At 74.6% G+C, this 25,630-nt stretch carries 8 protein-coding genes; 5 read left to right on the forward strand and 3 right to left on the reverse strand.

All coding sequences use genetic code 11. From position 1 onward, the window contains the following. Positions 1 to 7: 7 nt before the first annotated feature. The 3 genes from OOK34_RS32620 to OOK34_RS32630 form a co-directional block, all read right to left on the reverse strand. Positions 8 to 5,890, reverse strand: coding sequence for a type I polyketide synthase (locus OOK34_RS32620; protein WP_267037759.1), 5,883 nt, complete (start codon positions 5,888 to 5,890; stop codon positions 8 to 10). Further along, on the reverse strand, positions 5,887 to 18,807 hold the full coding sequence (locus OOK34_RS32625; RefSeq protein ID WP_267037760.1) for a type I polyketide synthase: 12,921 nt from the start codon (positions 18,805 to 18,807) through the stop codon (positions 5,887 to 5,889). Before OOK34_RS32625 ends, OOK34_RS32620 begins: the two co-directional genes overlap by 4 nt. 94 nt (positions 18,808 to 18,901) lie before the next feature. Next, complete coding sequence (locus tag OOK34_RS32630; RefSeq protein ID WP_267037761.1) at positions 18,902 to 20,116, reverse strand: cytochrome P450; 1,215 nt, start codon at positions 20,114 to 20,116, stop codon at positions 18,902 to 18,904. 287 nt (positions 20,117 to 20,403) lie between these two features. Between OOK34_RS32630 and OOK34_RS32635 the strand changes: the two genes are divergently transcribed. The 5 genes from OOK34_RS32635 to rfbA all read left to right on the forward strand — a co-directional run bounded on the left by OOK34_RS32635 (position 20,404) and on the right by rfbA (position 25,612). Continuing rightward, the gene (locus tag OOK34_RS32635; RefSeq protein WP_267037762.1) at positions 20,404 to 21,630 is read left to right on the forward strand and encodes a macrolide family glycosyltransferase; all 1,227 of its coding nucleotides are present in this window, start codon (positions 20,404 to 20,406) and stop codon (positions 21,628 to 21,630) included. A 78-nt stretch (positions 21,631 to 21,708) separates the two neighbouring features. Then, positions 21,709 to 22,971, forward strand: a complete 1,263-nt coding sequence (locus OOK34_RS32640) for a cytochrome P450 (protein ID WP_267037763.1) — start codon at positions 21,709 to 21,711, stop codon at positions 22,969 to 22,971. A 94-nt stretch (positions 22,972 to 23,065) separates the two neighbouring features. After that, entirely contained in the window at positions 23,066 to 23,518 is a 453-nt protein-coding gene (locus tag OOK34_RS32645) for an FdtA/QdtA family cupin domain-containing protein (protein WP_267037764.1), read from the forward strand. Further along, the gene (locus OOK34_RS32650; protein ID WP_323183518.1) at positions 23,506 to 24,654 is read left to right on the forward strand and encodes a DegT/DnrJ/EryC1/StrS family aminotransferase; all 1,149 of its coding nucleotides are present in this window, start codon (positions 23,506 to 23,508) and stop codon (positions 24,652 to 24,654) included. The genes OOK34_RS32645 and OOK34_RS32650 overlap by 13 nt, the downstream gene beginning before the upstream one ends. Next, on the forward strand, positions 24,647 to 25,612 hold the full coding sequence (gene rfbA / locus OOK34_RS32655) for a glucose-1-phosphate thymidylyltransferase RfbA (protein WP_267037765.1): 966 nt from the start codon (positions 24,647 to 24,649) through the stop codon (positions 25,610 to 25,612). The genes OOK34_RS32650 and rfbA overlap by 8 nt, the downstream gene beginning before the upstream one ends. Positions 25,613 to 25,630: the final 18 nt, after the last annotated feature.

Raw genomic sequence — 25,630 nt, forward strand, 5'->3', positions numbered from 1 at the left:
CAGGGCTTCAGATGGAGCGGAAGCCGCTGTCGAGCAGCTGGAACAGTTCGTCGTCGGATGCGGAGTTGAGCAGTTCGGTGACCTTGCCCCGGTCTTCCTCGGCGGCGTCCGCCGGGTTCGCCGGCTCCTCGCCGCCCCCCGCCGCCCAGGTGCCGGCGGCGGCGAGGCCGGCCAGCAGGACGGTCAGGTGGTCGGCGACCGTGCGGCGGGCGTCCTCGTCGAGGGCGGCCCCGGCGGTGGCTTCGCCGAGCTGCCCGATCAGGGCGAGTACGGCGGCCTCCGCGCCCGGCAGCTCCCCGTCGAGGTGTTCGGCGAGGGCCAGGGGTGTCGGGTGGTCGAAGACGAGGGTCGCCGTCAGGCGCAGCCCGGTCTCGGCGCTGAGCCGGTTGCGCAGTTCCACGGCGGTGAGCGAGTCGAAGCCCGCTTCGCGGAAGCTGCGCTGCGCCCCGACCTCGGCCGGGCCGCCGTAGCCGAGGACGGCGGCGACCTCGGTGCGTACGAGGTCCAGGAGGAGCGCGGCGCGTTCGGCGCGGGGCAGGCCCGCGAGCCGGTCGGCGAGGGTGGCCCGGCGCGGCTGCGCCTGCGCGGCGGCAGTGGCGGCGGCCGGCCGGGTCGCGGTCCCCGCGGCGAGCGGAGCCAGCACGGGCGGCAGGGTGGCGGCCGCCGGGTCGACGCGCAGCGGCAGGACGACGGGCAGCCCGCTGCCGCAGGCGGCGTCGAAGAGGTCGAGGGCCTCGGGCTGTGTCAGCGGTACGAGGCCGGAGCGGCGCAGCCGGGCCGCGTCGGCGCCGTCCAGGGCTCCGGCCATGCCCTCGCCGGCCCAGGGGCCCCAGGCGAGGGAGAGCGCGGGCAGGCCCTGGGCGTGGCGCCAGGCGGCGAAGGCGTCGAGGTGGGCGTTGGCGGCGGCGTAGGTGGACTGTCCGGCGCTGCCGAGCAGTCCGGCGGCGGAGGAGAAGAGCACGAACGCGTCGAGCGGCAGCCCGGCGGTGAGGTCGTGGAGGTGGCGGACGGCGTCCGCCTTGGGCCGCAGGACGGCTTCGAGGCGGGCCGGGTCCTGGGCGGTGAGCAGACCGTCGTCGAGGACGCCGGCGGTGTGCACCACGGCGGTGAGGGGGTGCTCGGCGGGGATCGTCGCCAGGAGCGCGGCCAGCGCGGTCCGGTCGGCCGTGTCGCAGGCGGCGACGGTGACCTCGGCGCCCAGCGCGCGCAGTTCGGCGGCGAGGGTGTCGGCGCCGGGGGCGGCCGCGCCGCGCCGGCCGGCGAGCAGCAGGTGGCGTACGCCGTGTGCGGTGACGAGCCGGCGGGCCACGGCGGAGCCGAGGCCGCCGGTGCCGCCGGTGACCAGGACGGTGCCGGCCGGGTTCCAGGCCGGTCCGCCGGCCGCGCCGCGGACCCGTACGACGCCGGGGGCGTGGGCGGTGCCGGAGCGCAGGGCGGTCTCCTCGGGCCGGTCGGCGCGGGTGAGGGCGGCGGGCAGGGCGGCGTAGGAGGCGGGGTCCTCGTCGGTGTCCACGAGGGCGAAGCGGCCGGGGTGTTCGGTGCGGGCGGAGCGCAGCAGTCCCCAGGCGACGGCGGCGGCGGGGTCCGTAACGGGCGCTGTGGTGACCGGGGTGCCGGTGATCGCGGTGCCGGTGTCGGCCGCGCCGTGGGTGAGGACGGTGAGGCGGGCGTCGTCGGGGCGGTCGTCGGCGAGCCAGCGCTGGGCGAGGGCGAGCACGAGCCGGCCCACGGCCTGCGGGTCGTCGTCGCCGCGCAGGTCGGCCAGGACGTGGCGGGCGTCCGCCGGTACGCCGTCCAGGGCCCGGGCGGGGTCGCCCGGGTGCTGTCGTACGGTCGCGCCGGCGGCGGTCAGGGCTTCGGCGAGGGCCGGGCCGGGTGCGCCGAGCAGGTGCCAGTCGGCCGCTGCGGGGGCGGCGGGGGCGGCGGGGGCGGCGGGCAGCGGGGTCCAGTGCGGGCGCAGCAGCGGGGCGGGCCGGCCGGTGGCCGCGGCGGCGATGCGGTCGGTGGCGACCCGGCGCAGGGCCAGGGAGCCGGCGGTGAGCACGGGCCGGCCTTCGGGGTCGGTGGCGGTGACCGTGTAGGCGTCGGGGCCGGCCGGGGAGATCCGTACGCGCAGGGCGTCGGCGCCGTGTGCGTGCAGGGCGGCGCCGGTCCAGGAGAAGGGCACGAGTCCGTGGGCGTCCGGCCGGGTGGCGGTGACGGCGTGCAGGGCGGCGTCGAGGAGGGCCGGGTGGAGGCCGTAGCCGGCGGCCTCGGCGCCCTCCTCGGGACGCAGGGCGGCGTACGCGAAGACGTCCGCGCCGCGCCGCCAGGCGGCCCGCAGCCCCTGGAAGGCGGGGCCGTAGCCGATGCCGGCGGCGGCGAAGCGCTCGTACTCGCCGTCGACGGCGACGGGTTCGGCGCCCTCGGGCGGCCAGACGCCGCCGGTGAGGCCCTCGAGGTCCGCGTCGGCCGGAGCGCCGGGCGGAGCGATGGCCGTGCGGCCGGTGGCGTGCGGGGTCCAGTCGGCCCCGGCGTCCTGGCCGGCGGGGGCGGAGTGGATGCGGACGGGCCGGGTGCCGTCGGTGTCGGCGGCGCCGAGGTGAACGCGCAGGCGTACGGGTGCCGCGTCGGGCAGGACGAGGGGGTTCTCGAAGGTCAGTTCCGCGATCCCGGAGCCGGCGGCGGCGGTGAGGGCGAGTTCGAGCAGGGCCGTGCCGGGGACGACGGCCCGGCCGGCGATGGTGTGCGCGGCGAGCCAGGGGTGGGTGGCGGTGGACAGGGTCGCGGTCCACACGGTGCCCTGCGCGTCGGGGAGTTCGACGCGGGCCGCGAGCAGCGGGTGCGCGGCGGTGTCGAGGCCGGCGGAGGCCAGGGGGGCCTGGTGGGCGGGGGCGTCGAGCCAGTAGCGGCTGCGCTGGAAGGCGTACGTGGGCAGTGCGGCGGTCTGCGACGCCGGGCCGTCGGCGGGCGGGGCGAGGCGGGCGGGGACCCCGTGGACGAAGGCGGTGGCCATCGCCCGGGCGAAGGCCTGCGGCTCGGGCGCGGCGCGGCGCAGCACCGGGACGGTGACGGTGCCGGCGGCGGTGCCGACGGCGGTCTCGGCGGCGGCCTCGGCGGCGGCCTCGTCGGTGGCCTCGTCGTGGTCGAGGATCGTGCGGGTCATGGCGGTGAGGACCGCGTCGGGGCCGATTTCGAGGAAGGTGTCGATGCCCTCGGCGCGCAGCGCGCGGACCCCGTCGAGGAACCGTACGGGCCGGCGCGCGTGGCGGACCCAGTGGTCCGCGGTGCGCAGAGCTTCGCCCGTGGCGAGCTGTCCGGTCAGGTTCGACATGACAGGAATCCTGGGCGGGTGGTATTCGAGGCCGCGAGCAATCTCTTCGAACTGTGTCAACATGCCGTCCATGTGGGGCGAGTGGAAGGCGTGGCTGACGGTGAGGCGCTTCGCGGCGCGACCGAGGCTCTTCCAGTGCTCGACCAGTTCGTCCACGTCGGCCGAGTCCCCGGCGACGACGACGGCCTGCGGTCCGTTCACGGCGGCGAGGTCGATCCGCCCCTCCCGGCCGGCGAGTTGTTCCCGTACCTCCTCCTCGCCCGCCTGGAGCGCGGCCATCGCGCCGCCCCCGGGCAGTTCGCCCATCAGCCGGCCGCGCGCGGCGACCAGCCGGGCGGCGTCGGGCAGGGAGAACACCCCGGCCGCGTAGGCGGCGGTGAGCTCGCCCACCGAGTGGCCCGCGACCGCGTCGGGGCGGATGCCGCGGTCGGTGACGAGCGCGTACAGGGCGGCTTCGAGGGCGAACAGGGCGGGCTGGGTGTACTGCGTACGGTCCAGCAGCGCGGCGTCGTCCGTACCGGGCTCGGCGAACAGGACGGTGCGCAGCGGCCGGGGCAGGTGGGGGTCGAAGGCGGCGCAGATCTCGTCGAGGGCGGCGGCGAAGACGGGCTCGCTCGCGTACAGCTCGCGGCCGGTGCCGGGCCGCTGGCTGCCCTGGCCGGTGAAGAGGAAGGCGGTGCGGCGGTCCTCGGTGGCGGCCCGGCCGGTGACGACGTGCCCGGTGTCGGGGCGTTCGTCCTCGGCGAGGGAGGTGAGGGCGCGCAGCAGGGTGTCCGGGTCCTCGCCGAGGACGACGGCCCGCTCGGCGAAGGCGGTGCGGCCGTGGGCGAGCGCGGAGGCGACAGCGGCCGGGTCGGCGGGGTGGGCCCGGAGGTGGTCGGCGAGGCGGCGGGCCTGGTCGCGCAGGGCCCCCGGCGTCCGGGCGGACACCGCCCAGGCGACGACGGCCGGGGCGGCGGGCCGTCCGGCCGGCGCGGCGGCGCCGTCGGGACCCGCGGGCGCAGCGGAACCGTCGGGATCCACGGGCGCAGCGGAACCGTCGGGACCCGCGGGCGCGGCGGAGCCGGCCGGAGCGCCCGCCGGGGTCCCGGGCGCGGCGGCCGGGTCCTCGCCGGGGCGGCCGTCGGCCCCCGTACTCCCTGCGCCCCCGGCGGGATCCGCGGCTTCCAGGATGACGTGGGCGTTGGTGCCGCTCGCGCCGAAGGCGGAGACGCCGGCCCGGCGGGGGCCGTCGGACCGCTCCGGCCAGGGGGTCCGCTCGGTGAGCAGGGCGACGGCCCCGTCGCTCCAGTCGACGCGGCTGGAGGGGGTGGCGGCGTGCAGGGTCTTGGGCAGGACGCCGTGTCGCAGGGCGAGCACCGTCTTGATGACCCCGGCGACTCCGGCGGCGGCCTGGGCGTGGCCGATGTTGGACTTGAGCGAGCCGAGGAGCAGCGGCGCGTCGCCGGTGCGGGCGCGGCCGTAGGTGGCGAGGAGGGCGCCGGCCTCGATGGGGTCGCCGAGCCTGGTGCCGGTGCCGTGGGCCTCGACGGCGTCGACCTGGTCGGCGGTGAGGCCGGCGCTGTCGAGGGCGGCGCGGATGACGCGCTGCTGGGCGGGCCCGTTGGGGGCGGTCAGCCCGGCCCCGCCGCCGTCCTGGTTGACGGCCGAGCCGCGCAGCACGGCCAGGACGGTACGTCCCTCGCGGCGGGCGTCGGAGAGCCGCTGGAGCAGCAGCATGCCGGCGCCCTCGCCGAAGCCGGTGCCGTCGGCCTCGTCGGAGAAGGCCTTGCAGCGGCCGTCGGCGGCGAGCCCGCGCTGGCGTGAGAAGTCGATGAGCATGGTCGGCGTGGACAGCACGGTCGCGCCGCCGGCGAGGGCCAGGTCGCATTCGCCGGCCCGCAGGGCCTGGGCGGCGAGGTGGACGGCCACCAGGGAGGAGGAGCAGGCGGTGTCGACGGTGACGGCGGGTCCGCGCAGCCCGAAGGTGTAGGAGACCCGGCCGGAGGCGACGCTTCCGGCGCTGCCGTTGACGAGGTAGCCCTCCAGTCCCTCGGGGGCGGCCACGCCGGGGGTGTGGGGGACGCGGGCGCCGTAGTCGTCGTACATGACGCCCGCGTAGACGCCGGTACGGCTGTCGCGCACCGCCTCCTGGGTGAGCCCGGCCCGTTCGAAGGCCTCCCAGGAGGTTTCCAGCAGGAGCCGCTGCTGCGGGTCCATCGCGAGGGCCTCGCGGGGGGAGATGCCGAAGAACTCCGGGTCGAAGTCGGCGCAGTCGTGGAGGAAGCCGCCTTCCCGGGCGTAGCTGGTGCCGGGGGCGTCGGGGTCCGGGTCGTAGAGCGCGTCGAGGTCCCAGCCCCGGTCGGTGGGCAGGCCGCCGACCGCGTCGGTGCCGGACTCGAGGAGCTGCCACAGGGCCTCGGGGGTGCGGACGCCGCCGGGGAGGCGGCAGCTCATGGCCACGATCGCGATGGGCTCGCGGGCGCTCTCCTCGACGGTACGCAGCCGGTCGCGGGTGCTGACGAGTTCGGCCGTGACCCGCTTGAGGTAGTCGCGGATCTTCGCCGAGTTGTCCGCGGCGGCGGGGGTGTCCGTCACAACTGCTCCTCGATGAAGGCGAAAAGTTCTTCGTCGTCGGCCGACTCCAGCAGGGCCTCGGCGTCCGCCGGGCCGTCGGCCGCGGCCGGCGGCGGGGCCGGGGTGCCGGCCGGGGCCGCGGGCAGGGCGCCGGCGGCGGCCAGGCCCGCGACGAGTGCGGTGAGCCGCCGGTGCACGGTCTCGCGGCGGATGTCGTCGCCGGCCAGGCCCGCGACGGCGGCCTCCAGGGCGGCGAGCCCGGCGAGGGCGGCTTCGCCCGCTTCCCGGCCGCCGTGGCCGGCGGTGTGCAGTTCCTCGCCGATGTGCTCGGCGACGGCCTGCGCGGTGGGGTGGTCGAAGACGACGGTGGCGGCGAGCCGGAGCCCGGTGGCGGCGCCGAGCCGGTTGCGCAGTTCGACGGCGGTCAGCGAGTCGAAGCCGATCTCGCGGAAGGGGCGGGCCGGTTCGACGGCTTCGGGGCCGGCGAAGCCGAGGACCCCGGCGACCTCGGTCCGTACCAGCGTGAGCAGCTCCCGGCGCCGGGCGGCCGCGTCGAGGCCGGCCAGGCGCTGGGCCAGGTCCTGCGCCGCGTCCGCGGCGGGGACCGGGCTGCCGGCCGCGGCCGCGGGGTTGGCGGCCCGGGCGGCGCGCGGGGCGGCCGTGACGGGCGGGACCAGGGCGCGCAGCAGGACCGGGACCGCTTCGCGGCCGTGGGAGGCCTGTTCGCGGCGCAGGGCCGGGGCGTCGAGGCGCAGCGGGACGAAGAGGGCCTCGTCGGCCGGGCCGGCGGGCGCCGTGAGGGCCCGGTCGAAGAGGGCGAGCCCCTGGGCGTTGGTCATCGGGGCGAGGCCGGAACGGCGCATGCGGCGCAGGTCGGTGTCGGAGAGGTGTCCGGTCATGCCGGTGGCTTCGCCCCACAGGCCCCAGGCGAGGGAGGTGGCGGGCAGTCCGGTGGCCCGACGGTGCTGGGCGAGGGCGTCGACGAAGGTGTTCGCGGCGGCGTAGTTGGCCTGGCCGGGACGGCCGAGGAGGCCTGCGGCGCCGGAGAAGAGCACGAACGCGGACAGCGGCAGGCCGGCGGTCAGTTCGTGCAGGTGCAGGGCCGCGTCGGCCTTGGGCCGCAGTACGGTGCCCAGCCGCTCGGCGTCGAGGGCGGTGAGCGCGCCGTCGTCGAGGACGCCCGCCGCGTGGATCACGGCGGTGAGCGGGTGCGCGGCCGCGATGCCCGAGAGCAGTGCTTCCACTTCGGAGCGGTGACCCGTGTCGCAGGCGGTGATCTCCACCTGGGCGCCCAGCGCGGTCAGTTCCCGCTCCAGCTCGCCCGCCCCGGCGGCCTCGCGTCCGCTGCGGCTGACGAGCAGCAGCCGGCGCGCGCCGTGCGCGGTGACGAGGTGCCGGGTGATCAGGGCGCCGAGCGTGCCGGTGGCGCCGGTGACGAGGACGGTCCCCTCGGGGTCGAAGACGGCCCCCTCGGCGGCGGCGGTGTCCGGCCCGGGGTCCGCCGGGCGGGCCAGGGCGGGGGTCCGTACCTCCCCGTCGCGCAGCGCGAGCTGCGGCTCCCCGCCGGCGAGGGCGCCGGCGAGGGCCGCCGCCGAGGCCTCGGTGCCGTCGGTGTCCACGAGGACGAAGCGGCCGGGATGCTCGCTCTGCGCGGAGCGTACGAGACCCCACAGACCGGCGGCGGCCAGCCCGGGAAGGGCTTCCCCGGGGGTGGTGGCGACGGCCTGCCGGGTCAGGACGACCAGGCGGGAGCCGCCGGTCCGCTCGTCGTGCGCGAGCCAGTCCTGGAGCAGCTCCAGGCCCCGCTCGGTGGTGTCGCGTACCGCGCCGGGCCCGGCGGCGTCGGGCCCGGCGGCGGGCACCGGGAAGGAGGCGAGGACGGCGTCCGGGACCGGGCCGCCCGCCTCGAGGGAGGCGAGGAGCGCGGCCAGGTCCGCGTGGACCGGGGCGGCCGCGCCGCCGCCCGCGCCGGCCACCCCGAGGGGATCGTCGCCGAGCACGGCCAGCCGCTGCGGCGCCGACGCCTCGGGCGTCGTACCCGCGCCCTGCCAGGAGATCCGGTACAGCGGCAGTTCGGCGTCGGCCGCGCCGAGCAGCGCGTCGAGGCGTTCGCGCAGCACGGGCCGCATGACGAGGGCGTCGAGGGTCAGTACGGGGGCCCCGGTGAGGTCGGCGGCCTCCAGGGAGACCGCGCCCTCCCCGGTGCGGGCGATGCGCACGCGCAGCGCGTCGGCGCCCGCCGCGTACAGGGTGGCGCCCTGCCAGGCGAAGGGCAGCAGGACGGAACCGTCGGGCACGGCGAGGAGTTCACCGGCCAGCCAGGGCTGGAGCGCCGCGTCCAGCAGCGCGGGGTGCACCCCGTAGCCGGCCGCGTCCGCCTGGGCCCGGGCGGGCAGGCGGACCTCGGCGAAGACCTCGCCGTAGCGGCGCCAGACGGAGTCGATACCGGAGAAGACCTCGCCGTACTCGTAGCCGAGGTCGGAGAACTGGGCGTACACGTCCTCGGGTTCGACGCGTTCGGCGCCGACCGGCGGCCAGGCCTCGCCGCCCGCCCAGCCGGCGGGGCCGGGCACGGGCCGGGTGTCGGCCGGGGCGAGGAGCCCGCTGCCGTGGCGGGTCCACGGGGCGTCGTCCTCCTCGGCGCGCGAGTGCAGGGTGACCGCGCGGCGGCCGCTCTCGTCGGCCGCCTGGACCCGTACCTGGATCTGGGCGGCCCCGCGTCCGGGAAGGACCAGCGGCGCCTCCAGCCCCAGCTCCTCGAGGCCGCCGCAGCCGGTCGCGGCGGCGGCGTGCAGAGCGAGCTCTACGAAGGCGGTACCGGGCAGCAGGGTCCGGCCGGAGACCGCGTGGTCGGCGATCCACGGGTGGTCCACGAGGGAGATCCGCCCGGCGAACACCACCTCGCCGGTCGCGGCGAGCGGCAGCGCCCCGCCCAGCAGGGGGTGGGTCTCCCACTCCATCCCGAACCGCGCGGCGGCGGCGTCGCCCACACCGGCGGGCGAGGTGGGCGCCCAGTAGTGGGTCCGCTGGAAGGCGTAGGTCGGCAGGGAGACGCGCTGGGCGCCGGTCCCCTCGAAGAGGGAGGCCCAGTCGACGTCGGCGCCGCGTACGAACAGCTCGGCGGCGGAGGTCAGGAGGCGCTCCAGCCCGCCCTCGTCGCGGCGCAGGGAGCCGGTCGCGTGGATGTCGATGCCGGCCGCGTCGGCGGTCTCCTGGATGCCGATGGTCAGGACGGGGTGGGCGCTGGACTCGACGAACGTGGCGAAGCCGTCCGCGAGCAGGTGCCCGACGGTGTCCTCGAAGCGCACCGTCTGCCGCAGGTTGCGGTACCAGTACGCGGCGTCGAGGACGGGATCGGTGAGCAGGCCGCCGGTGACCGTGGAGTAGAAGGGAACCTCCGGACGGCGCGGAACGATCGGCCCCAGCACCTCCAGCAGCTCCGCCTCGATCCGCTCGACGTGCGCGGAGTGCGAGGCGTAGTCCACCGGCACCTGACGCGCCCGGATGCCCTTGGCGACGGCCTCGGCGACGAAAGCGGACACCGCGTCCGCATCACCGGCGACGACGGTGCTCGACGGCCCGTTGACGGCCGCCACACCCAGCCGCCCGGTCCAGCCCTTCAGCCGCACCTCGACATCCGCCAACGGCAGCGGAATGGAAGCCATCCCACCCAGCCCCGCCAGCTCACGCCCAATAACGGCGGCGCGCAACGCAACCACCCGGGCCGCATCCTCCAACGACAACGCACCCGACACCACAGCGGCAGCGATCTCACCCTGCGAATGCCCGACAACCGCATCCGGCACCACACCCAGCGAACGCCACACCTCCGCCAGCGACACCATCACAGCCCACGTCACCGGCTGGACCACATCCACCCGCTCCAGCGACCGCCCCTCCCGCACCACCTCGACCACATCGAAGTCCACGAACGCGGAGAGGGCATCCGCACACTCCCTCAACCGGGCCGCGAACACCGGCGAGGACTCCAACAGCCCCGCACCCATCCCCACCCACTGCGTCCCCTGACCCGGGAACACCAGCACCCGGCGACCATTCGCCGAAGCCACGCCCTCGGCCACCACGTCACCGACGACGACCCGCCGGTGCTCGAACAGCGACCGCGAAGTCGCCAGCGAGTACCCGACGTCCAGCAGCCGCAGCCCCTCGGTCCCCTTGCGGAGCCGTTCGGTCTGCTCCCGCAGGGCGGCCGCCGACTTCGCCGACACCACCACCGGCACCGCCGGCAGCTCACGCACCGCCTCAGCGGCCTCCACCACCCGCTCGGGCGCCTGCTCCAGGATCACGTGCGCGTTCGTCCCGGAGACACCGAACGCGGACACGCCGGCCCGGCGCGGGCGGCCGTTCTCCGGCCAGTCCCGGGCCTCGGTCAGCAGCTCGACGGCGCCCGCCTCCCAGTCCACCTGCGCGGACGGCGCATCGACGTGCAGGGTCTTCGGGAGCTTCCCGTGCTCGAGGGCCTTGACCATCTTGATGATGCCGCCCACACCGGCAGCGGCCTGCGGGTGTCCGATGTTGGACTTCAACGAGCCCAGCCAGAGCGGCTCTCCGGCCGACCGCTGCCCGTACGTCGCCAGCAGCGCCTGCGCCTCGATCGGGTCACCCAGCTTCGTGCCGGTCCCGTGCGCCTCGACCACGTCCACGTCCTCGACGCCCAGGCCGGCGTTGGCCAGCGCCTGGGCGATCACGCGTTCCTGCGAGGGCCCGTTGGGGGCGCTCAGCCCGTTGCTGGCGCCGTCCTGGTTGACGGCGTCGCCGCGGACGACGGCGAGCACCGGGTGCCCGTGGCGCCGGGCGTCGGAGAGCCGCTCGACGAGGATCATGCCCGCGCCCTCGGCCCAGCTGGTGCCGTCGGCCGCGTCGGCGAAGGCCTTGCTGCGGCCGTCCGCGGCGAGGCCGCGCTGGCGGGAGAACTCCACGAACAGGCCGGGAGCGGCCATGACGGTGACACCGCCGGCGAGGGCGAGGTCGCATTCGCCGGCCCGTACGGCCTGCGCCGCGAGGTGCAGGGCGACCAGGGAGGAGGAGCAGGCCGTGTCGATGGAGACCGAGGGGCCTTCCAGGCCGAGCACGTACGAGATGCGTCCGGAGACCACGCTCGCGGACTTGCCGGTGAGCAGGTGTCCCTCGTGCTCCTCGGAGGCCTCGTGCAGGCGGGAGGCGTACTCCTGGTGCGTGAGGCCCGCGTAGACGCCCGTACGGGTGCCGCGCAGCGCGCGCGGGTCGATGCCGGCGCGCTCCAGGGCCTCCCAGGAGGTCTCCAGCAGCAGCCGCTGCTGGGGGTCCATGACGAGGGCCTCGCGGGGGGAGATCCCGAAGAAGTCGGCGTCGAACTCGGCCGCCTCGTGCAGGAATCCGCCTTCGCGGACGTACGTCGTACCGCGCCGGCCGGCCTCGGGGTCGGGCTCGTACACCTCGTCGAGGTTCCAGCCGCGGTCCACGGGCGCGGCGCCGATGACGTCGCGTTCCTCCATGACGAGGTCCCACAGCGCTTCGGGGCTGTCGGCCTCGCCGGGGAAGCGGCAGGCCATGCCGACGATGACGACGGGGTCGTCGTGGTCGGCGGCCCGGGCGGGCGCGGCGGCGGGGGCGACCGCCGGTGCGGCGCTCTCGCCGAGCAGCCCGCCCAGCAGGTGGGCGGCGAGGACGGCCGGGCTGGGCCGGTCGAAGACGACGGTGGCGGGCAGGGTGAGGCCGGTGGCCCGGACCAGGCGGTTGCGCAGTTCCAGGGCGGTGAGCGAGTCGAACCCGGCGTCCTTGAACGCCCGGTCGGGCCGGACGGCGTCGGTGCCGGGGTGCCGCAGGACGGCGGCGGCCTCGGTGCGGACCAGCTCGACGAGCACCCGGGTGCGTTCGGCCTCGGGCAGTGCGGCGAGGCGTGCGGCCAGCCCGTCGGCGGGGCCGGCGGCTCCCGCGCCCTCGGACCGCTGCCGGCGTTCGGCCTCCAGGGCGCGGCGGGCCTCGGGCACGGTGTCGAAGGCGGGGCCGGGGCGCAGGGCCGCCGTGCGGGGGGCGAAGTCCGTCCAGTCGACGTCCACGACGGTGACGCAGACGTCGGCGTGGTCGAGGGCCCGGTGCAGGGCCTCGATGCCCTGCTCGGGGTCCATGGCCCTGATGCCGCGGCGGCCGAGGCTCTCCTCGCCGGCCCCTTCGGCCATGCCGCGCCCGCCCCACAGGCCCCAGGCGAGGGAGGTGGCGGGCAGGCCCTCGGCGCGGCGCTGCTCGGCGAGGACGTCGAGGGAGGCGTTGGCGGCGGCGTAGGCGGCCTGGCCGCCGTTGCCCCAGGTGCCGGTGACGGAGGAGAAGAGGACGAAGGCGTCGAGGTCCAGGCCCCGGTCGCGGGTGAGTTCGTGCAGGTGGCGGGCGGCGTCGGCCTTGGGGGCGCGGATCTCGTGGAAGCGGTCGGCGGCGAGCGCGCCGATCACCCCGTCGTTGAGGACCCCGGCCGTGTGGAAGACGGCGGTCGGCGGGTGGGCCTCCAGGAGGGCGGCGAGCGCGGCCCGGTCGGAGACGTCACAGGCCGCGACGGTCACCTCGGTGCCCAGGGCGCGCAGTTCGGCGGCCAGCGCCTCGGCGCCGGGCGCCTCGGGTCCGCGCCGGCTGGTGAGCACGAGGTGCTCGGCGCCGTGGTGTGCGAGCCAGCGTGCGACGTGCGCGCCGAGGGCGCCGGTGCCGCCGGTGACCAGGACGGTGCCGCGTGCCCGCCAGCGGCTGCCGTCCGACGGGCGGGCGGGCAGGGCGGCGCGGGTGATGCGGCGCCCGTAGGAGCCGGAGGCGCGTACGGCGACCTGGTCCTCGGCGCCGGCCCGCCCGCCCCGGGCCAGCGCGGCGGCGACCCGGTCGAAGGCGCGGGCGTCGGGCTGCGCGGGCAGGTCCACGACACCGCCCCACAGCGCGGGCAGTTCGAGGGCCGCGACCCGGGCGAAGGCCCAGATCTGCGCCCCGGTGTCCTCGGGCAGCTCCCCGGGGGCGGCGGCGACCGCCTCGCGGGTCAGCGCCCAGATCCGCGCGGGGCCCGGCTCGCCGTCCGCGGCGGCCTGGACGAGGGCGAGGGTCGAGAGCAGAGCCTCGGGGGCTGCGACGAGGGAGAGGAGGGAGAGGACCCCGCTCAGGCCGTCGCCGTAGGAGGCCAGGGCGTCGGCGAGCTCGGTACGGGTCACGGTGGCCGCGTCGACGGCGAGCCGTTCGGTACGGGCGCCGTGGCGGCCGAGCGCGGCTTCGGCGGCGTCGGCGAGGGCCGCCTCGAGCCCGGCGGGCACCACCAGCAGCCACCGGCCCTCGAGCTGCGGCGCCGAACCGCCGCCCAGGCCCTTCCAGGTGGTGCGGTAGCGCCAGGCGTCGGTCCCGGCCGGCTCGGCGGCGGCGCGCGCGGCGGCGGGGGCGGGGGCGGAGGGCTCCAGCCAGTAGTGCTGGTGCTGGAAGGGGTACGTCGGAAGGTCGACGCGGCGGGCGCCCGTCCCCTCGAAGAGGGAGGCCCAGTCGACGTCGGTCCCGCGTACGAACAGCTCGGCGGCGGAGGCCAGGAACCGCTCCAGCCCGCCCTCGTCGCGGCGCAGGGAGCCGGTGGTGAGGACGTCGGCGGTCTCCTGGATGCCCATGACGAGCACGGGGTGCGCACTGGACTCGATGAACGTCCCGAAGCCCTTGGCGACGAGCGCCCGCACGGTCTCCTCGAAGCGCACGGGCCGCCGCAGGTTGCGGTACCAGTACGAGGCGTCGAGCGCGGCCGTGTCGACCAGCTCACCCGTCACGGTGGAGTAGAAGGGAACCTCCGGACGCCGCGGAACGATCGGCCCCAGCACCTCCAGCAGCTCCGCCTCGATCCGCTCGACGTGCGCGGAGTGCGAGGCGTAGTCCACCGGCACCTGACGCGCCCGGACGCCTTCGGCGACGGCTTCGGCGACGAAAGCGGACACCGCGTCCGCATCACCGGCGACGACCGTGCTCGACGGCCCGTTGACAGCGGCGACACCCAGCCGCCCGGTCCAGCCCTTCAGCCGCACCTCGACATTCGCCAACGGCAGCGGAATGGAAGCCATCCCACCCAGCCCGGCCAGCTCACGCCCGATGACGGCAGCCCGCAGCGCGACCACCCGGGCCGCATCCTCCAACGACAACGCACCCGAGACCGCAGCGGCAGCGATCTCACCCTGCGAGTGACCAACGACCGCATCCGGCACCACACCCAGCGAACGCCACACCTCGGCCAGCGACACCATCACGGCCCAGGTCACGGGCTGGACCACATCCACCCGGTCCAGCGAGCGGCCTTCCCTGACCACCTCGACCGCGTCGAAGTCCACGAAGGGCGCCAGCGCATCCGCGCACTCCCTCAGCCGGGCGGCGAAGACCGGCGAGGACTCCAAGAGCCCCGCGCCCATCCCCACCCACTGCGTCCCCTGACCCGGGAACACCAGCACCCGGCGACCATTCGCCGAAGTCACACCCTCGACGGTCGTACCGCCGAGAACGACCCGCCGGTGCTCGAACAGCGACCGCGAAGTCGCCAGCGAGTACCCGACGTCCAGCAGCCGCGACTCGCTCGGGAGCCGCTCCGCCTGGGCCTGGAGGGCGGCTTCGGAGTGGGCGGTGAGGACGACCGGAACCACCGGCAGCTCACGCACCGCCTCAGCAGCCTCCACCACCGCCTCCGGCGCCTGCTCCAGAATCACGTGCGCGTTCGTCCCCGACACACCGAAGGAGGACACGCCGGCCCGGCGCGGGCGGCCGTTCTCCGGCCAGTCACGCTCCTCCGCCAACAGCTCGACCGCGCCCGCCTCCCAGTCCACCTGGGAAGACGGCGCATCCACATGCAGAGTCTTCGGCAGACGCCCGTGCTCCAGCGCCTTGACCATCTTGATGACGCCACCCACACCGGCCGCTGCCTGCGCGTGCCCGATGTTGGACTTCAACGACCCCAGCCAGAGCGGATGTTCAACCGACCGCTGCCCGTACGTGGCCAGCAGCGCCTGCGCCTCGATCGGGTCACCCAGCTTCGTGCCGGTCCCGTGCGCCTCCACCACATCCACATCCGCGACACCCAGACCCGCGCTCTCCAGCGCCGCCCGGATCACCCGCTGCTGCGAAGGACCGTTCGGCGCGGTCAGCCCATTGCTCGCACCGTCCTGGTTCACCGCCGAACCCCGCACCACCGCCAGCACCCGGTGCCCCTTCGCCACCGCGTCCGACAGCCGCTCGACGAGGACCATGCCCACGCCCTCGGCCCAGCTCGTGCCGTCGGCCGCGTCGGCGAAGGCCTTGCTGCGCCCGTCGGCCGCCAGGCCCCGCTGCTGCGAGAACTCCACGAACATCCCCGGTGCGGCCATCACGGCGACGCCGCCCGCCAGGGCCACGTCGCATTCGCCGGTCCGCAGGGACTGCGCGGCCAGGTGCAGGGCGACGAGGGACGAGGAGCAGGCGGTGTCCACCGTCACCGCCGGGCCCTCCAGCCCCAGCGCATACGAGATGCGCCCGGACATGACGCTGGCGGTGTTGCCGGTCAGCAGGTAGCCCTCGTACCCCTGGGCGGGCTCGTACAGCCGGGGGCCGTACTCCTGTGACATGGCGCCGACGAAGACGCCGGCCTTCGTCCCCCTCAGCGCGGAAGCCGGAATACCCGCCCGCTCCAACGCCTCCCACGAGGTCTCCAGCAACAACCGCTGCTGCGGATCCATCGCCACCGCCTCACGCGGCGAAATACCGAAGAAGTCCGCATCGAACTCCCCCGCCTCATGCAGGAAACCCCCCTCCCGCACATACGAACACCCCGGAACACCCGGCTCCGGATCAAACAACCCCTCAACATCCCAACCACGGTCACCCGGAAACCCCGACACCGCATCCACACCCGACGACACCAAATCCCACAAACCCTCAGGCGAACCCACCCCACCCGGGAAACGGCACGCCATCCCCACGATCGCGATCGGCTCGTCGGCGGCGAGCGGCTGCGTCCGGCGGGCCGGGGCGGCGGCGGGTAGCGCCGGGCGCGCCGGCTCGGCGAGCGTCTCGGCGGCCGCGTCACGGATCAGCCGGGCGACGGCGAGCGGGGTCGGGGAGTCGTAGATGAGCGTGGTGGGCAGCCGCAGACCGGTGGCGGAGCGCAGCCGGTTGCGCAGCTCGATGCCGTTGATGGACTCGAAGCCCTGCTCCTTGAAGGTCCGCTCGGCGGCGATCGCCTCCGCGGAGGCGTCTCCGCGTACGGCGGCCGCGTGGACGCGTACCAGTTCCAGCACGTGGTCGAGCTGCTCGCTCTCGGAGCGGCCGCGCAGCTCGCGGCTGAGGAGGGTCTCGTCGGCCGCCGGGGCGGCGTCGGGCCGCTCGTCGGCGGAGCCGGAGCCGAGCCAGTGGTGGGTCCGCTGGAAGGCGTAGGTCGGGAGGTCGACGCGCTGGGCGCCGGTCCCCTCGAAGAGGGAGGCCCAGTCGATGTCGGTGCCGCGTACGAACAGCTCGGCGGCGGAGGTCAGGAACCGCTCCAGCCCGCCCTCCTCGCGGCGCAGCGAGCCCACGGCGACGACGTCGGCACCCGCTGCCTCGGCGGTCTCCTGGATGCCGATGGCCAGAACGGGGTGGGCACTGGACTCGACGAAGGTGCCGAAGCCGTCCGCGATCAGGCCCTTGACGGTCTCCTCGAAGCGCACCGTCTGCCGCAGGTTGCGGTACCAGTACGAGGCGTCGAGGGCGGCCGTGTCGACCGGCTCGCCCGTCACGGTGGAGTAGAAGGGAACCTCCGGACGCCGCGGAACGATCGGCGCGAGCACGTCCAGCAGCTCCGCCTCGATCCGCTCCACATGCGCGGAGTGCGAGGCGTAGTCCACCGGCACCTGACGCGCCCGAATGCCCTCGCCAACCGCTTCCGCGACGAACGAGACCACCGCGTCGGCGTCACCGGCGACGACCGTGCTCGACGGCCCGTTGACGGCCGCCACACCCAGCCGCCCGGTCCAGCCCTCCAGCCGCACCTCAACATCCGCCAACGGCAGCGGAATGGAAGCCATCCCACCCAGCCCCGCCAGCTCACGCCCAATAACGGCGGCGCGCAACGCAACCACCCGGGCCGCATCCTCCAACGACAACGCACCCGACACCACAGCGGCAGCGATCTCACCCTGCGAATGCCCGACAACCGCATCCGGCACCACACCCAGCGAACGCCACACCTCCGCCAGCGACACCATCACAGCCCACGTCACCGGCTGGACCACATCCACCCGCTCCAGCGACCGCCCCTCCCGCACCACCTCGACCACATCGAAGTCCACGAACGCGGAGAGGGCATCCGCACACTCCCTCAACCGGGCCGCGAACACCGGCGAGGACTCCAACAGCCCCGCACCCATCCCCACCCACTGCGTCCCCTGACCCGGGAACACCAGCACCCGACGGCCGGTCTCGGCGGCGACCCCGTGGACCGCCGACCGTTCCAGGCGGGTCAGCAGTTCCTCGCGGTCGGCCGCGAGGACCACCGCCCGGTGGCCGAAGACCGTGCGGGCGCCGGCGAGGGTCCAGGCCACGTCGAGGAGGTCCAGTTCCGGGCCGTGCTCGACGCGGGCGCTGAGCTGTGCGGCCTGGTCGCGCAGGCCCTCGCCGGTCCGGCCGGAGATGACGACGGGGACGACCGGCAGCGTCCTGCGCTCCGCTTCCGCGGCGGCGGGTTCGGTGGCGGGGGCCTCTTCGAGGACGAGGTGGGCGTTGGTGCCGCCCATGCCGAAGGAGGAGACGCCGGCCAGCCGGCGCCGGCCGCCCGGCTCGTGCCACGGCTCCAGCCCGGTCTGGACGCGCAGGTTCAGCTCGTTGAGGGGGATGGCGGGGTTGGGCGTGGCGTAGTTGAGGCTGGGCGGGATCTCGCCCTCGCGGACGGCGAGTGCCGCCTTGAGGAAGCCGACGAGGCCCGCCGCGCCCTCCAGGTGGCCGACGTTGGTCTTCGCGGAGCCGACGGGGAGCGGCGAGCCGGTGCGGGCCGTGCCGAGGACGGCGCCGAGGGCCGCGGCTTCGACGGGGTCGCCGGCGCGGGTGCCGGTGCCGTGGAGTTCTACGAGGCCGACGTGCTCGGGCCGTACGCCCGCGTGCGCGTAGGCCTCGCGGAGCACGGCCTCCTGGGCGGTGCGGTCGGGGGTGGTGAGGCTGGGGCCGCCGCCGTCGTTGTTGACGGCGCCGCCCTTGATAACGCAGTGCACGCGGTCGCCGTCGGCGAGGGCGCGGCGCAGCGGCTTGAGGACGACGGCGGCGCCGCCCTCGCCGCGTACGTAGCCGTTGGCGCGGGCGTCGAAGGTGTGGCAGCGGCCGTCCGGGGAGAGGGCGCCCATGCGTTCCATGAGGGTGGTGCTGTCGTCGGCCAGGATGAGGTTGACCCCGCCGACGACGGCCATGTCGCTCTCGCCGCGCCGCAGGCTCTCGCAGGCGAGGTGGACGGCGACGAGGGAGGAGGACTGGGCGGTGTCCACGGCCATGCTGGGGCCGCGCAGTCCGAGGAGGTAGGAGAGCCGGTTGGCGGCCATGGCGCGGTGGCGGCCGGCGGCGCTGTAGCCGCCGGCTTCGACGTCGCCGCGGCCGGCGAGGGTGGCGTAGTCGTCGGAGGCGATGCCGACGTACACGCCGGTGCGGCTGCCGGCGAGCCGGGCGGGGACGATCCCGGCGTGTTCCAGGGCCTCCCAGCCGAGTTCGAGCACCAGGCGCTGCTGGGGGTCGGTGGCGGCGGCCTGGGCGGCGGTCATCCCGAAGAATTCGGCGTCGAACCGTCCGTGGTTCTCCAGGGCGGCGCGCCAGGTTCCGTCCTCCTGCCGGGAGACGGTTTGGCGGCCGCTGCGCAGGAGCTGCCAGAATTCCTCGGAGGTTTCCGCTCCGGGCAGTCGGCAGGCCAACCCCACGACGGCTATGTCGTTATCAGCCACGCGCTGCTCACCGGTCTTGGGGGTCATCGATTTCTCCATGGCCAGAGATGAAATGCGATATTCCCCGACCGGGGAATGACGCGAAAGTCTGAGGGGGGTCCGCTGTGGGAAGTCCGGCGGATCACCAGGTGACGGGGAGCTCCACGAGTCCGCGGACGAGCATTCCCTCGTGCCAGGCGAGTTCCGCGACGGGTACGGCGAGCCGCAGTCCGGGGAGGCGGGTGGTCAGGGCCTCGAGGGCGCACTGGAGTTCGGCTCGGGCCAGCGGAGCGCCGAGGCAGAAGTGAGGGCCCTGGCCGAAGGCGAGGTGGGGGTTGGTCCCGCGGTCCAGGACCAGGGTGTCGGGGTCCTCGAAGACGGCCTCGTCGCGGTTGGCGGAGGCGAGGGAGTAGACGACGGCTTCGCCGGCGCGGATGGTGACCCCGCCGATCTCGACGTCCTCGGTGGCGACGCGGCTGGGTCCGACGCTCGACCACAGGGGGACGATCCGCAGGAGTTCCTCGACCGCGGAGGGGACGAGTGCGGGCGTCGCGCAGAGTTCCTCGTAGCGGGCGCGGTCGCCGCTCAGGAGGAGGGCGATCTGGCCGGCGAGCTGTCCGGCGGTGGTCTCGTGGCCGCCGATGAGCATGCCGCCGACGAGCATGAGGAGCTCGTTCTCGCTGAGCTTCTCGCCTTCGTCGTGGGCTTCGATGAGTGCGCTGAGGAGGTCGTCCTCGGGCTGGGCGCGGCGCTGGGAGACGTAGCCGCGCAGGTAGTCGGCGTACTCCTCGGCGGCCTGGGCGACTTCTTCCTCGGTGTAGCGGCTGGCGGACATCAGGGCCTCGGTGAAGGCGCGGAAGATGTGCCGGTCGTCGTTGGGGATGCCGAGCATCTCGCAGATGACGGCGGTGGGCAGCGGCAGGGCCAGGCGCTGGACGAGGTCGGCGGGGCCGCCTTCGGCGACGAGTTCGTCGATGAGGCGGTGGGTGATCTCGGTGATGCGGGGGCGCAGTGCGGCGACCCGGCGGGCGGTGAAGGCGCGGGAGACGAGCCGGCGCAGGCGGGCGTGGGCCTCGGGGGGCATGCCCATGAGGCCGACGGAGTCGAGGCCGCGGGGGGCGGCGCGCGGCACGTCCCGGTCGGCTCCGGCGTGCATGCTCAGGCGGGGGTCGGCCGAGGCCTTCTTCACGTCCGCGTGGCGGGTGAGGAGCCAGGCTTCGCCGCCGTAGGGCATGCGGACCCGCACGACCGGCTCGGCCGACCGGAGTTCGGCGTAGGCCGGGTCGAGTTCGAGGTCGACGCGGTCACCGAAGGGGTAGGTCCGAACGGCTCCGGCGGCGGCATGAGGGCAGGTCATGGCTGAATCTCCTCTGAAGCACGGGCCCTGTCACCCAACAACAGTGCTGCGGGGTCGCCGCGAACGGGTAGGTGACTATGTCAACTCACCGGGAATTGGCCTGCTTATTCAAGTGCGAATTGAGTTGCATTCCACGGTGATTTGAGTCGACCACGGCAGGGTCTGGCGGCAGCAGCGGAGAGCGGTCAGACACTATGTCAAGTCCGTACTTGCGCCAACAGTGCCGATGGACCTAATTTCCGGTACGTCGAGAAGCCCCACCTATCGATATTCGAAAGGCTGCCCCGATGGCGCATATCGCCTTCTTCATCCTCCCCGCGGCAGGTCACGTGAATCCCACGCTGTCCGTGGCGCGGGAGCTCGTCGCGCGCGGCCACCGGGTCAGCTACGCCCTGTCGGAGAACTACGGGGAGCGGGTGCTCGCGACGGGCGCGGAGTTCCTGCCGTACCCGATGGACCAGGAGCGGTTCCTGGAGACGATGGTCCCGCAGCAGGACTCGGCGTCCTACACGGACCAGCAGGAGTTCCTGAACATGATGAAGTGGATGCTGGAGCTGACCCAGCAGACGCTTCCGCCGTTCGAGGCGCACTTCGCCGACGACCGTCCCGACGTGTTCGTGTGCGATCCGTCGTCGTTCTGGAGCGGTCACATCCTCGCGGCGAAGTGGGGCATCCCCGTCATCCGCAGCACGCCCACGTACGTGGCGAACGAGCACTGGTCGCTGCACCCGCCGGTGGACACGGCCGAGGAGCAGCAGGAGGACCCGGAGACGGGCGAGCTGTTCGGGGTGGTCGCGGGGCTGCTGGCGGAGCACGGGGTGGAGAAGGGCATCGGCGAGTTCGCGGACGACGTGCACTCGGGGCCGGCGCTGGTGTACCTGCCGCGTGCCTTCCAGTACGCGGGCGAGACCTTCGGCGAGGAGGTCAACTTCGTCGGTCCGTGCACGAGCGCGAACAGCTTCCACGGCGACTGGCAGGCCCCGCAGACGGGCCGGCCGCTGGCGCTGATCACGCTGGGCACCCTGTACAACAAGCAGCCTTCGTTCTTCCGCGCCTGTGTGGAGGCCTTCGCGGACCTCGACTGGGACGTGGTGATCGCGCACGCGGGCGGGGTCGCCGAGGGTGAACTGGGCGAGGTTCCGGCGCACATCCAGGTGCACACGTTCGTTCCGCAGGGCGAGGTGCTGGCGCACGCGACCCTGATGATCAACCACGGCGGTACGAGCACCGTGCTCCAGGCCGTCTCCGAGGGTGTGCCGGTGATCTCGGTTCCGCAGATGGCGGAGCTGCACGCCACGGCCACCCGCGTCGAGCAGCTGGGTGTCGGCGCGAAGATCCTGCGCAAGGACATCTCGCCGGAGCTGATCCGCGAGACCGTCCTGTCCCTGGCCGGCGACGAGGACGTACGGGCCGCCGTGGCGCGGCTGCGCGAGCAGATCGAGTCCGCGGGCGGCCCCGGAGCCGCCGCCGACGCGGTCGAGCGGCTGCTGGCCCCGGTTCCCGCCGGCGCCTGAGCCCGCGCCGGACCGCCCTCCCCCTCCTCCCCCTCCCTCCCTTCCGACTCCCGCCGAACCCGAGCTGAGGAAGCCGTTATGACTGCACAGACCACCGAGGCCGTGGAGGCCACCGACGCCGTGGAGGCGGCGGAGGCCGCCGAGGCCCCGCACCACCTCGCGCAGCCCGAGGGCGCCGGCGCGGAGCAGCTGCTGGAGTGGTTCGCGCGGGCCCGTGCCGAGGCGCCCGTCTTCTGGGACTCGACGCGCTACGCCTGGCAGGTCTTCTCGTACGAGGACTACAACACCGTCTCCACGAACCCGCTGGTCTTCTCCTCGGACTTCTCGCCGGTCTTCCCGGTCCCCGAGGAGCTGGCGCTGCTGATGGGCCCGGGCACCTTCGGCGGTATCGACCCGCCGAAGCACGGCCCGCTGCGCCGCCTGGTCGGGCAGGCGTTCACCCCGCGCCGGATGGCGGCGCTGGAGCCGCGGATCGAGGAGATCACCCGGGAGCTGCTGGCCGGTCTGGGTGAGCGCACCGAGATCGACGCCGTCACGGACCTCGCGTACCCGCTGCCGGTCACGGTGATCGCCGAGCTGCTGGGGGTGCCGGCCGCGGACCAGGACCTGTTCCGCGAGTGGGTCGACGTCATCCTCAACAACGAGGGCATGGAGTACCCGAACCTCCCGGACGACTTCGCGGAGACGATGGGCCCGGCCATCAAGGAGTGGGCGGCCTACCTGTACGCGAAGATCGCCGAGAAGCGGGCGGAGCCGACGGACGACCTGATGAGCGGGCTCATCGAGTCCGAGGTCGACGGCCGCCGGCTGACCGACGAGGAGATCGTCAACATCGTGGCGCTGCTGCTGACGGCGGGCCACATCTCCAGTGCGACGCTGCTGAGCAACCTGTTCATCGTGCTGGACCGCCACCCCGAGGCGCAGGCCGAGCTGCGGGCCGACCGCTCGCTGATCCCGGGGGCGATCGAGGAGACGCTGCGCTACCGCAGCCCCTTCAACAACATCTTCCGGCTGGTGAAGGAGGACACCGACATCCTCGGTGTCCCGATGCGGGCCGGTCAGATGGTGACGGCGTGGAGCGCGTCCGCCAACCGTGACGAGGAGCAGTTCCCGGACCCGGACACCTTCGACATCCGCCGGTCCGCGAACAAGCACATGGCCTTCGGCCACGGCATCCACCACTGCCTGGGGGCGTTCCTGGCGCGGATCGAGGCGAAGGTCTTCCTCAACCTGGCCTTCGACGCGTTCTCCTCGTTCTCGGTCGACCACGACAAGGCGGAGTTCTACGAGGCCGACCAGCTGACCGCCCGTCACCTTCCGGTCTCCGTCGTCCGAGGCTGAGGCTGAGGCTGAGGCTGAGAGGTCCCCGCGGCCGTACGCACGTACGGCCGCGCCGGGAGCGGTTCGGACCAGGGCAACCAGGGAGCGCGATCGTATGGCGGTGGGCATCACCACGGAAGCGAAGGTCGGCAGGATCAAACCCTGCTCCTTCATCGACTTGGAGCAGCACAACGACGAACGCGGCAACCTGTCCGTCGTCGAGTCCGAATGGACGGCGGGCTTCCCGATCAGGCGGGTCTACTACCTGCACGACCTGGACGTCGGATCGTCCCGGGGCGGCCACGCCCACCGGGCGCTGGAGCAGCTGATCATCGCGGTCCACGGGAGTTTCACGATCACCGTGGACGACGGGGTCAACCAGGCCGAGTACGAGCTGAACGACGCCGGCCAGGGCCTGTACGTCGGGCCGATGGTGTGGCGGGACCTCGGCAACTTCTCGGAGGGCGCGGTCAGTCTCGTCCTGGCCTCGCTGCACTACGACGAGGCGGACTACTACCGCGAGTACGACGAGTTCCTGGCCGACGCGAGGAAGGGGTGGCTGCTGTGACCGCGGCCTCCCTGGCGCACGGGGTGCGCGTACCCTTCCACGACCTGCGGGACCTGCACGCCCTGGACGGGGTGCAGGAGGAGCTCGACGCGGCGGTGCTGCGGGTGACCCGGTCCGGCCGCTACCTGCTGGGGCCGGAACTGGAGGCGTTCGAGGAGGAGTTCGCCCGCTACTGCGAGGCCGGCCACTGTGTCGGCGTGGGCAGCGGGCTGGACGCCCTGGAGCTGACGCTGCGGGCGCTGGGGATCGGCGAGGGCGACGAGGTGCTCGTTCCCGGGCACACCTTCGTCGCGACCTGGCTCGCGGTGTCCGCGACGGGCGCCCGGCCGGTGCCGGTGGAGCCCGAGGACGGCTCGTACCTGATGGACCCGGCGCGGATCGAGGCCGCGATCACCCCGCGGACCCGGGCGGTCATGCCGGTGCACACCTACGGGCACCCGGTGGACCTCGACGCCGTCGACGCCGTGACGGCCCCGCGGGGCATCGCGGTCGTGGAGGACGCGGCGCAGGCCCACGGGGCCCGCTACCGGGGCCGGCGCATCGGCTCCCGGTACGCGGCGGCGTTCTCCTTCTACCCGGGCAAGAACCTGGGCGCCCTCGGCGACGCCGGGGCCGTGGTCACCGGAGACGCCGCGCTCGCGGAGCGGATCCGGCTGCTGCGCAACTACGGCTCGCGCGTGAAGTACGAGCACGAGGAGCGCGGTACGAACTCCCGCCTCGACGAGATCCAGGCGGCGGCGCTGCGGGTGAAGCTGACCCGCCTGGACGCCTGGAACGCCCGGCGCCGCGCGGTCGCCGCCCGCTACACCGAGGGCCTGGCCGGCCTGCCGCGGATCACCGTGCCCGAGGTGCGGCCCTGGGCGGAGCCGGTCTGGCACCAGTACGTACTGCGCACCCCGCACCGCGAGCGGCTGCGCGCCGCCCTGACCGGCGCCGGGGTGGAGAACCTGATCCACTACCCGGTCGCCGTCCACCGGTCCCGTGCCTACGCCGGCACCGCGGCCGGCCCGCTGCCCCGCTCCGAGCGTCTGGCCGCCGAGGTGCTGAGCCTGCCCATGGGGCCGCAGCTGACCGCGAAGGACGTAGAGACCGTCATCACGGCGGTCCGTGACGCCACGGAGAGCAGCCATGATTGAGGTTCCGACCCTGCCGACCGTCCCCACCCTCGGCGCGCGCGGGTCCCGCCGCCCCCTCAAGGGCATCATCCTCGCCGGCGGCAGCGGCACCCGGCTGCGGCCCCTGACCGGGGCGCTGTCCAAGCAGCTGCTGCCGGTCTACGACAAGCCGATGATCTACTACCCGCTGGCCGTGCTGATGCTGGCCGGTATCCGGGACATCCAGATCATCTCGGCCAAGAACCACCTGGAGATGTTCCGGGCGCTGCTCGGCGACGGCTCCCAGCTCGGCCTCGACCTGCACTACGCCGAGCAGGACGAGCCGCGCGGGATCGCGGAGGCCTTCCTGATCGGGGAGGAGCACATCGGCGACAGCCCGGTGGCGCTGATCCTCGGCGACAACGTCTTCCACGGCCCCGGCTTCTCCTCGCTCATCAACCAGGCCGCGATGCGCCTGGACGGCTGCGAGCTGTTCGGCTACCCGGTGCAGGACCCGCAGCGCTACGGCGTGGGCGAGATCGACGCGGAGGGGCGGCTGGTGTCGCTGGTGGAGAAGCCGGCGATGCCGCGCTCCAACCTGGCGGTGACCGGCCTGTACCTCTATGACAACGACGTCGTGGACATCGCCCGGGGGCTGGCCCCGTCGGCGCGCGGCGAGCTGGAGATCACCGACGTCAACCGGGTCTACCTGGCCCAGGGCCGGGCCCGGCTGAACGAGCTGGGGCGCGGTTTCGCCTGGCTGGACATGGGCACCCACGACTCGCTCCTCCAGGCCGGCCAGTACGTGCAGCTGCTGGAGCAGCGGCAGGGCGAGCGGATCGCCTGTGTGGAGGAGATCGCCCTGCGGATGGGGTTCATCAGCCCCGACCAGTGCTTCGCGCTCGGCCGCGAGCTGGGCGATTCGAGCTACGGCAACTACGTGCGGCAGATCGCCGGGCGGGCCCCGGCGAGCGCGCCGGCCACCTCCCCCGCCGCCTGAGCGGCGGCACACCACCTT

The sequence above is a fragment of the Streptomyces sp. NBC_00091 genome, from assembly GCF_026343185.1.
GTDB lineage: Bacteria > Actinomycetota > Actinomycetes > Streptomycetales > Streptomycetaceae > Streptomyces.

Excerpts from the sequence above, each read along its gene's own strand:
- OOK34_RS32625 (WP_267037760.1), bottom strand. The coding sequence starts at position 18,807 with ATGACCCCCAAGACCGGTGAGCAGCGCGTGGCTGATAACGACATAGCC.
- rfbA (WP_267037765.1), top strand. The coding sequence starts at position 24,647 with ATGATTGAGGTTCCGACCCTGCCGACCGTCCCCACCCTCGGCGCGCGC.
- OOK34_RS32630 (WP_267037761.1), bottom strand. The coding sequence starts at position 20,116 with ATGACCTGCCCTCATGCCGCCGCCGGAGCCGTTCGGACCTACCCCTTC.
- OOK34_RS32645 (WP_267037764.1), top strand. The coding sequence starts at position 23,066 with ATGGCGGTGGGCATCACCACGGAAGCGAAGGTCGGCAGGATCAAACCC.
- OOK34_RS32635 (WP_267037762.1), top strand. The coding sequence starts at position 20,404 with ATGGCGCATATCGCCTTCTTCATCCTCCCCGCGGCAGGTCACGTGAAT.
- OOK34_RS32640 (WP_267037763.1), top strand. The coding sequence starts at position 21,709 with ATGACTGCACAGACCACCGAGGCCGTGGAGGCCACCGACGCCGTGGAG.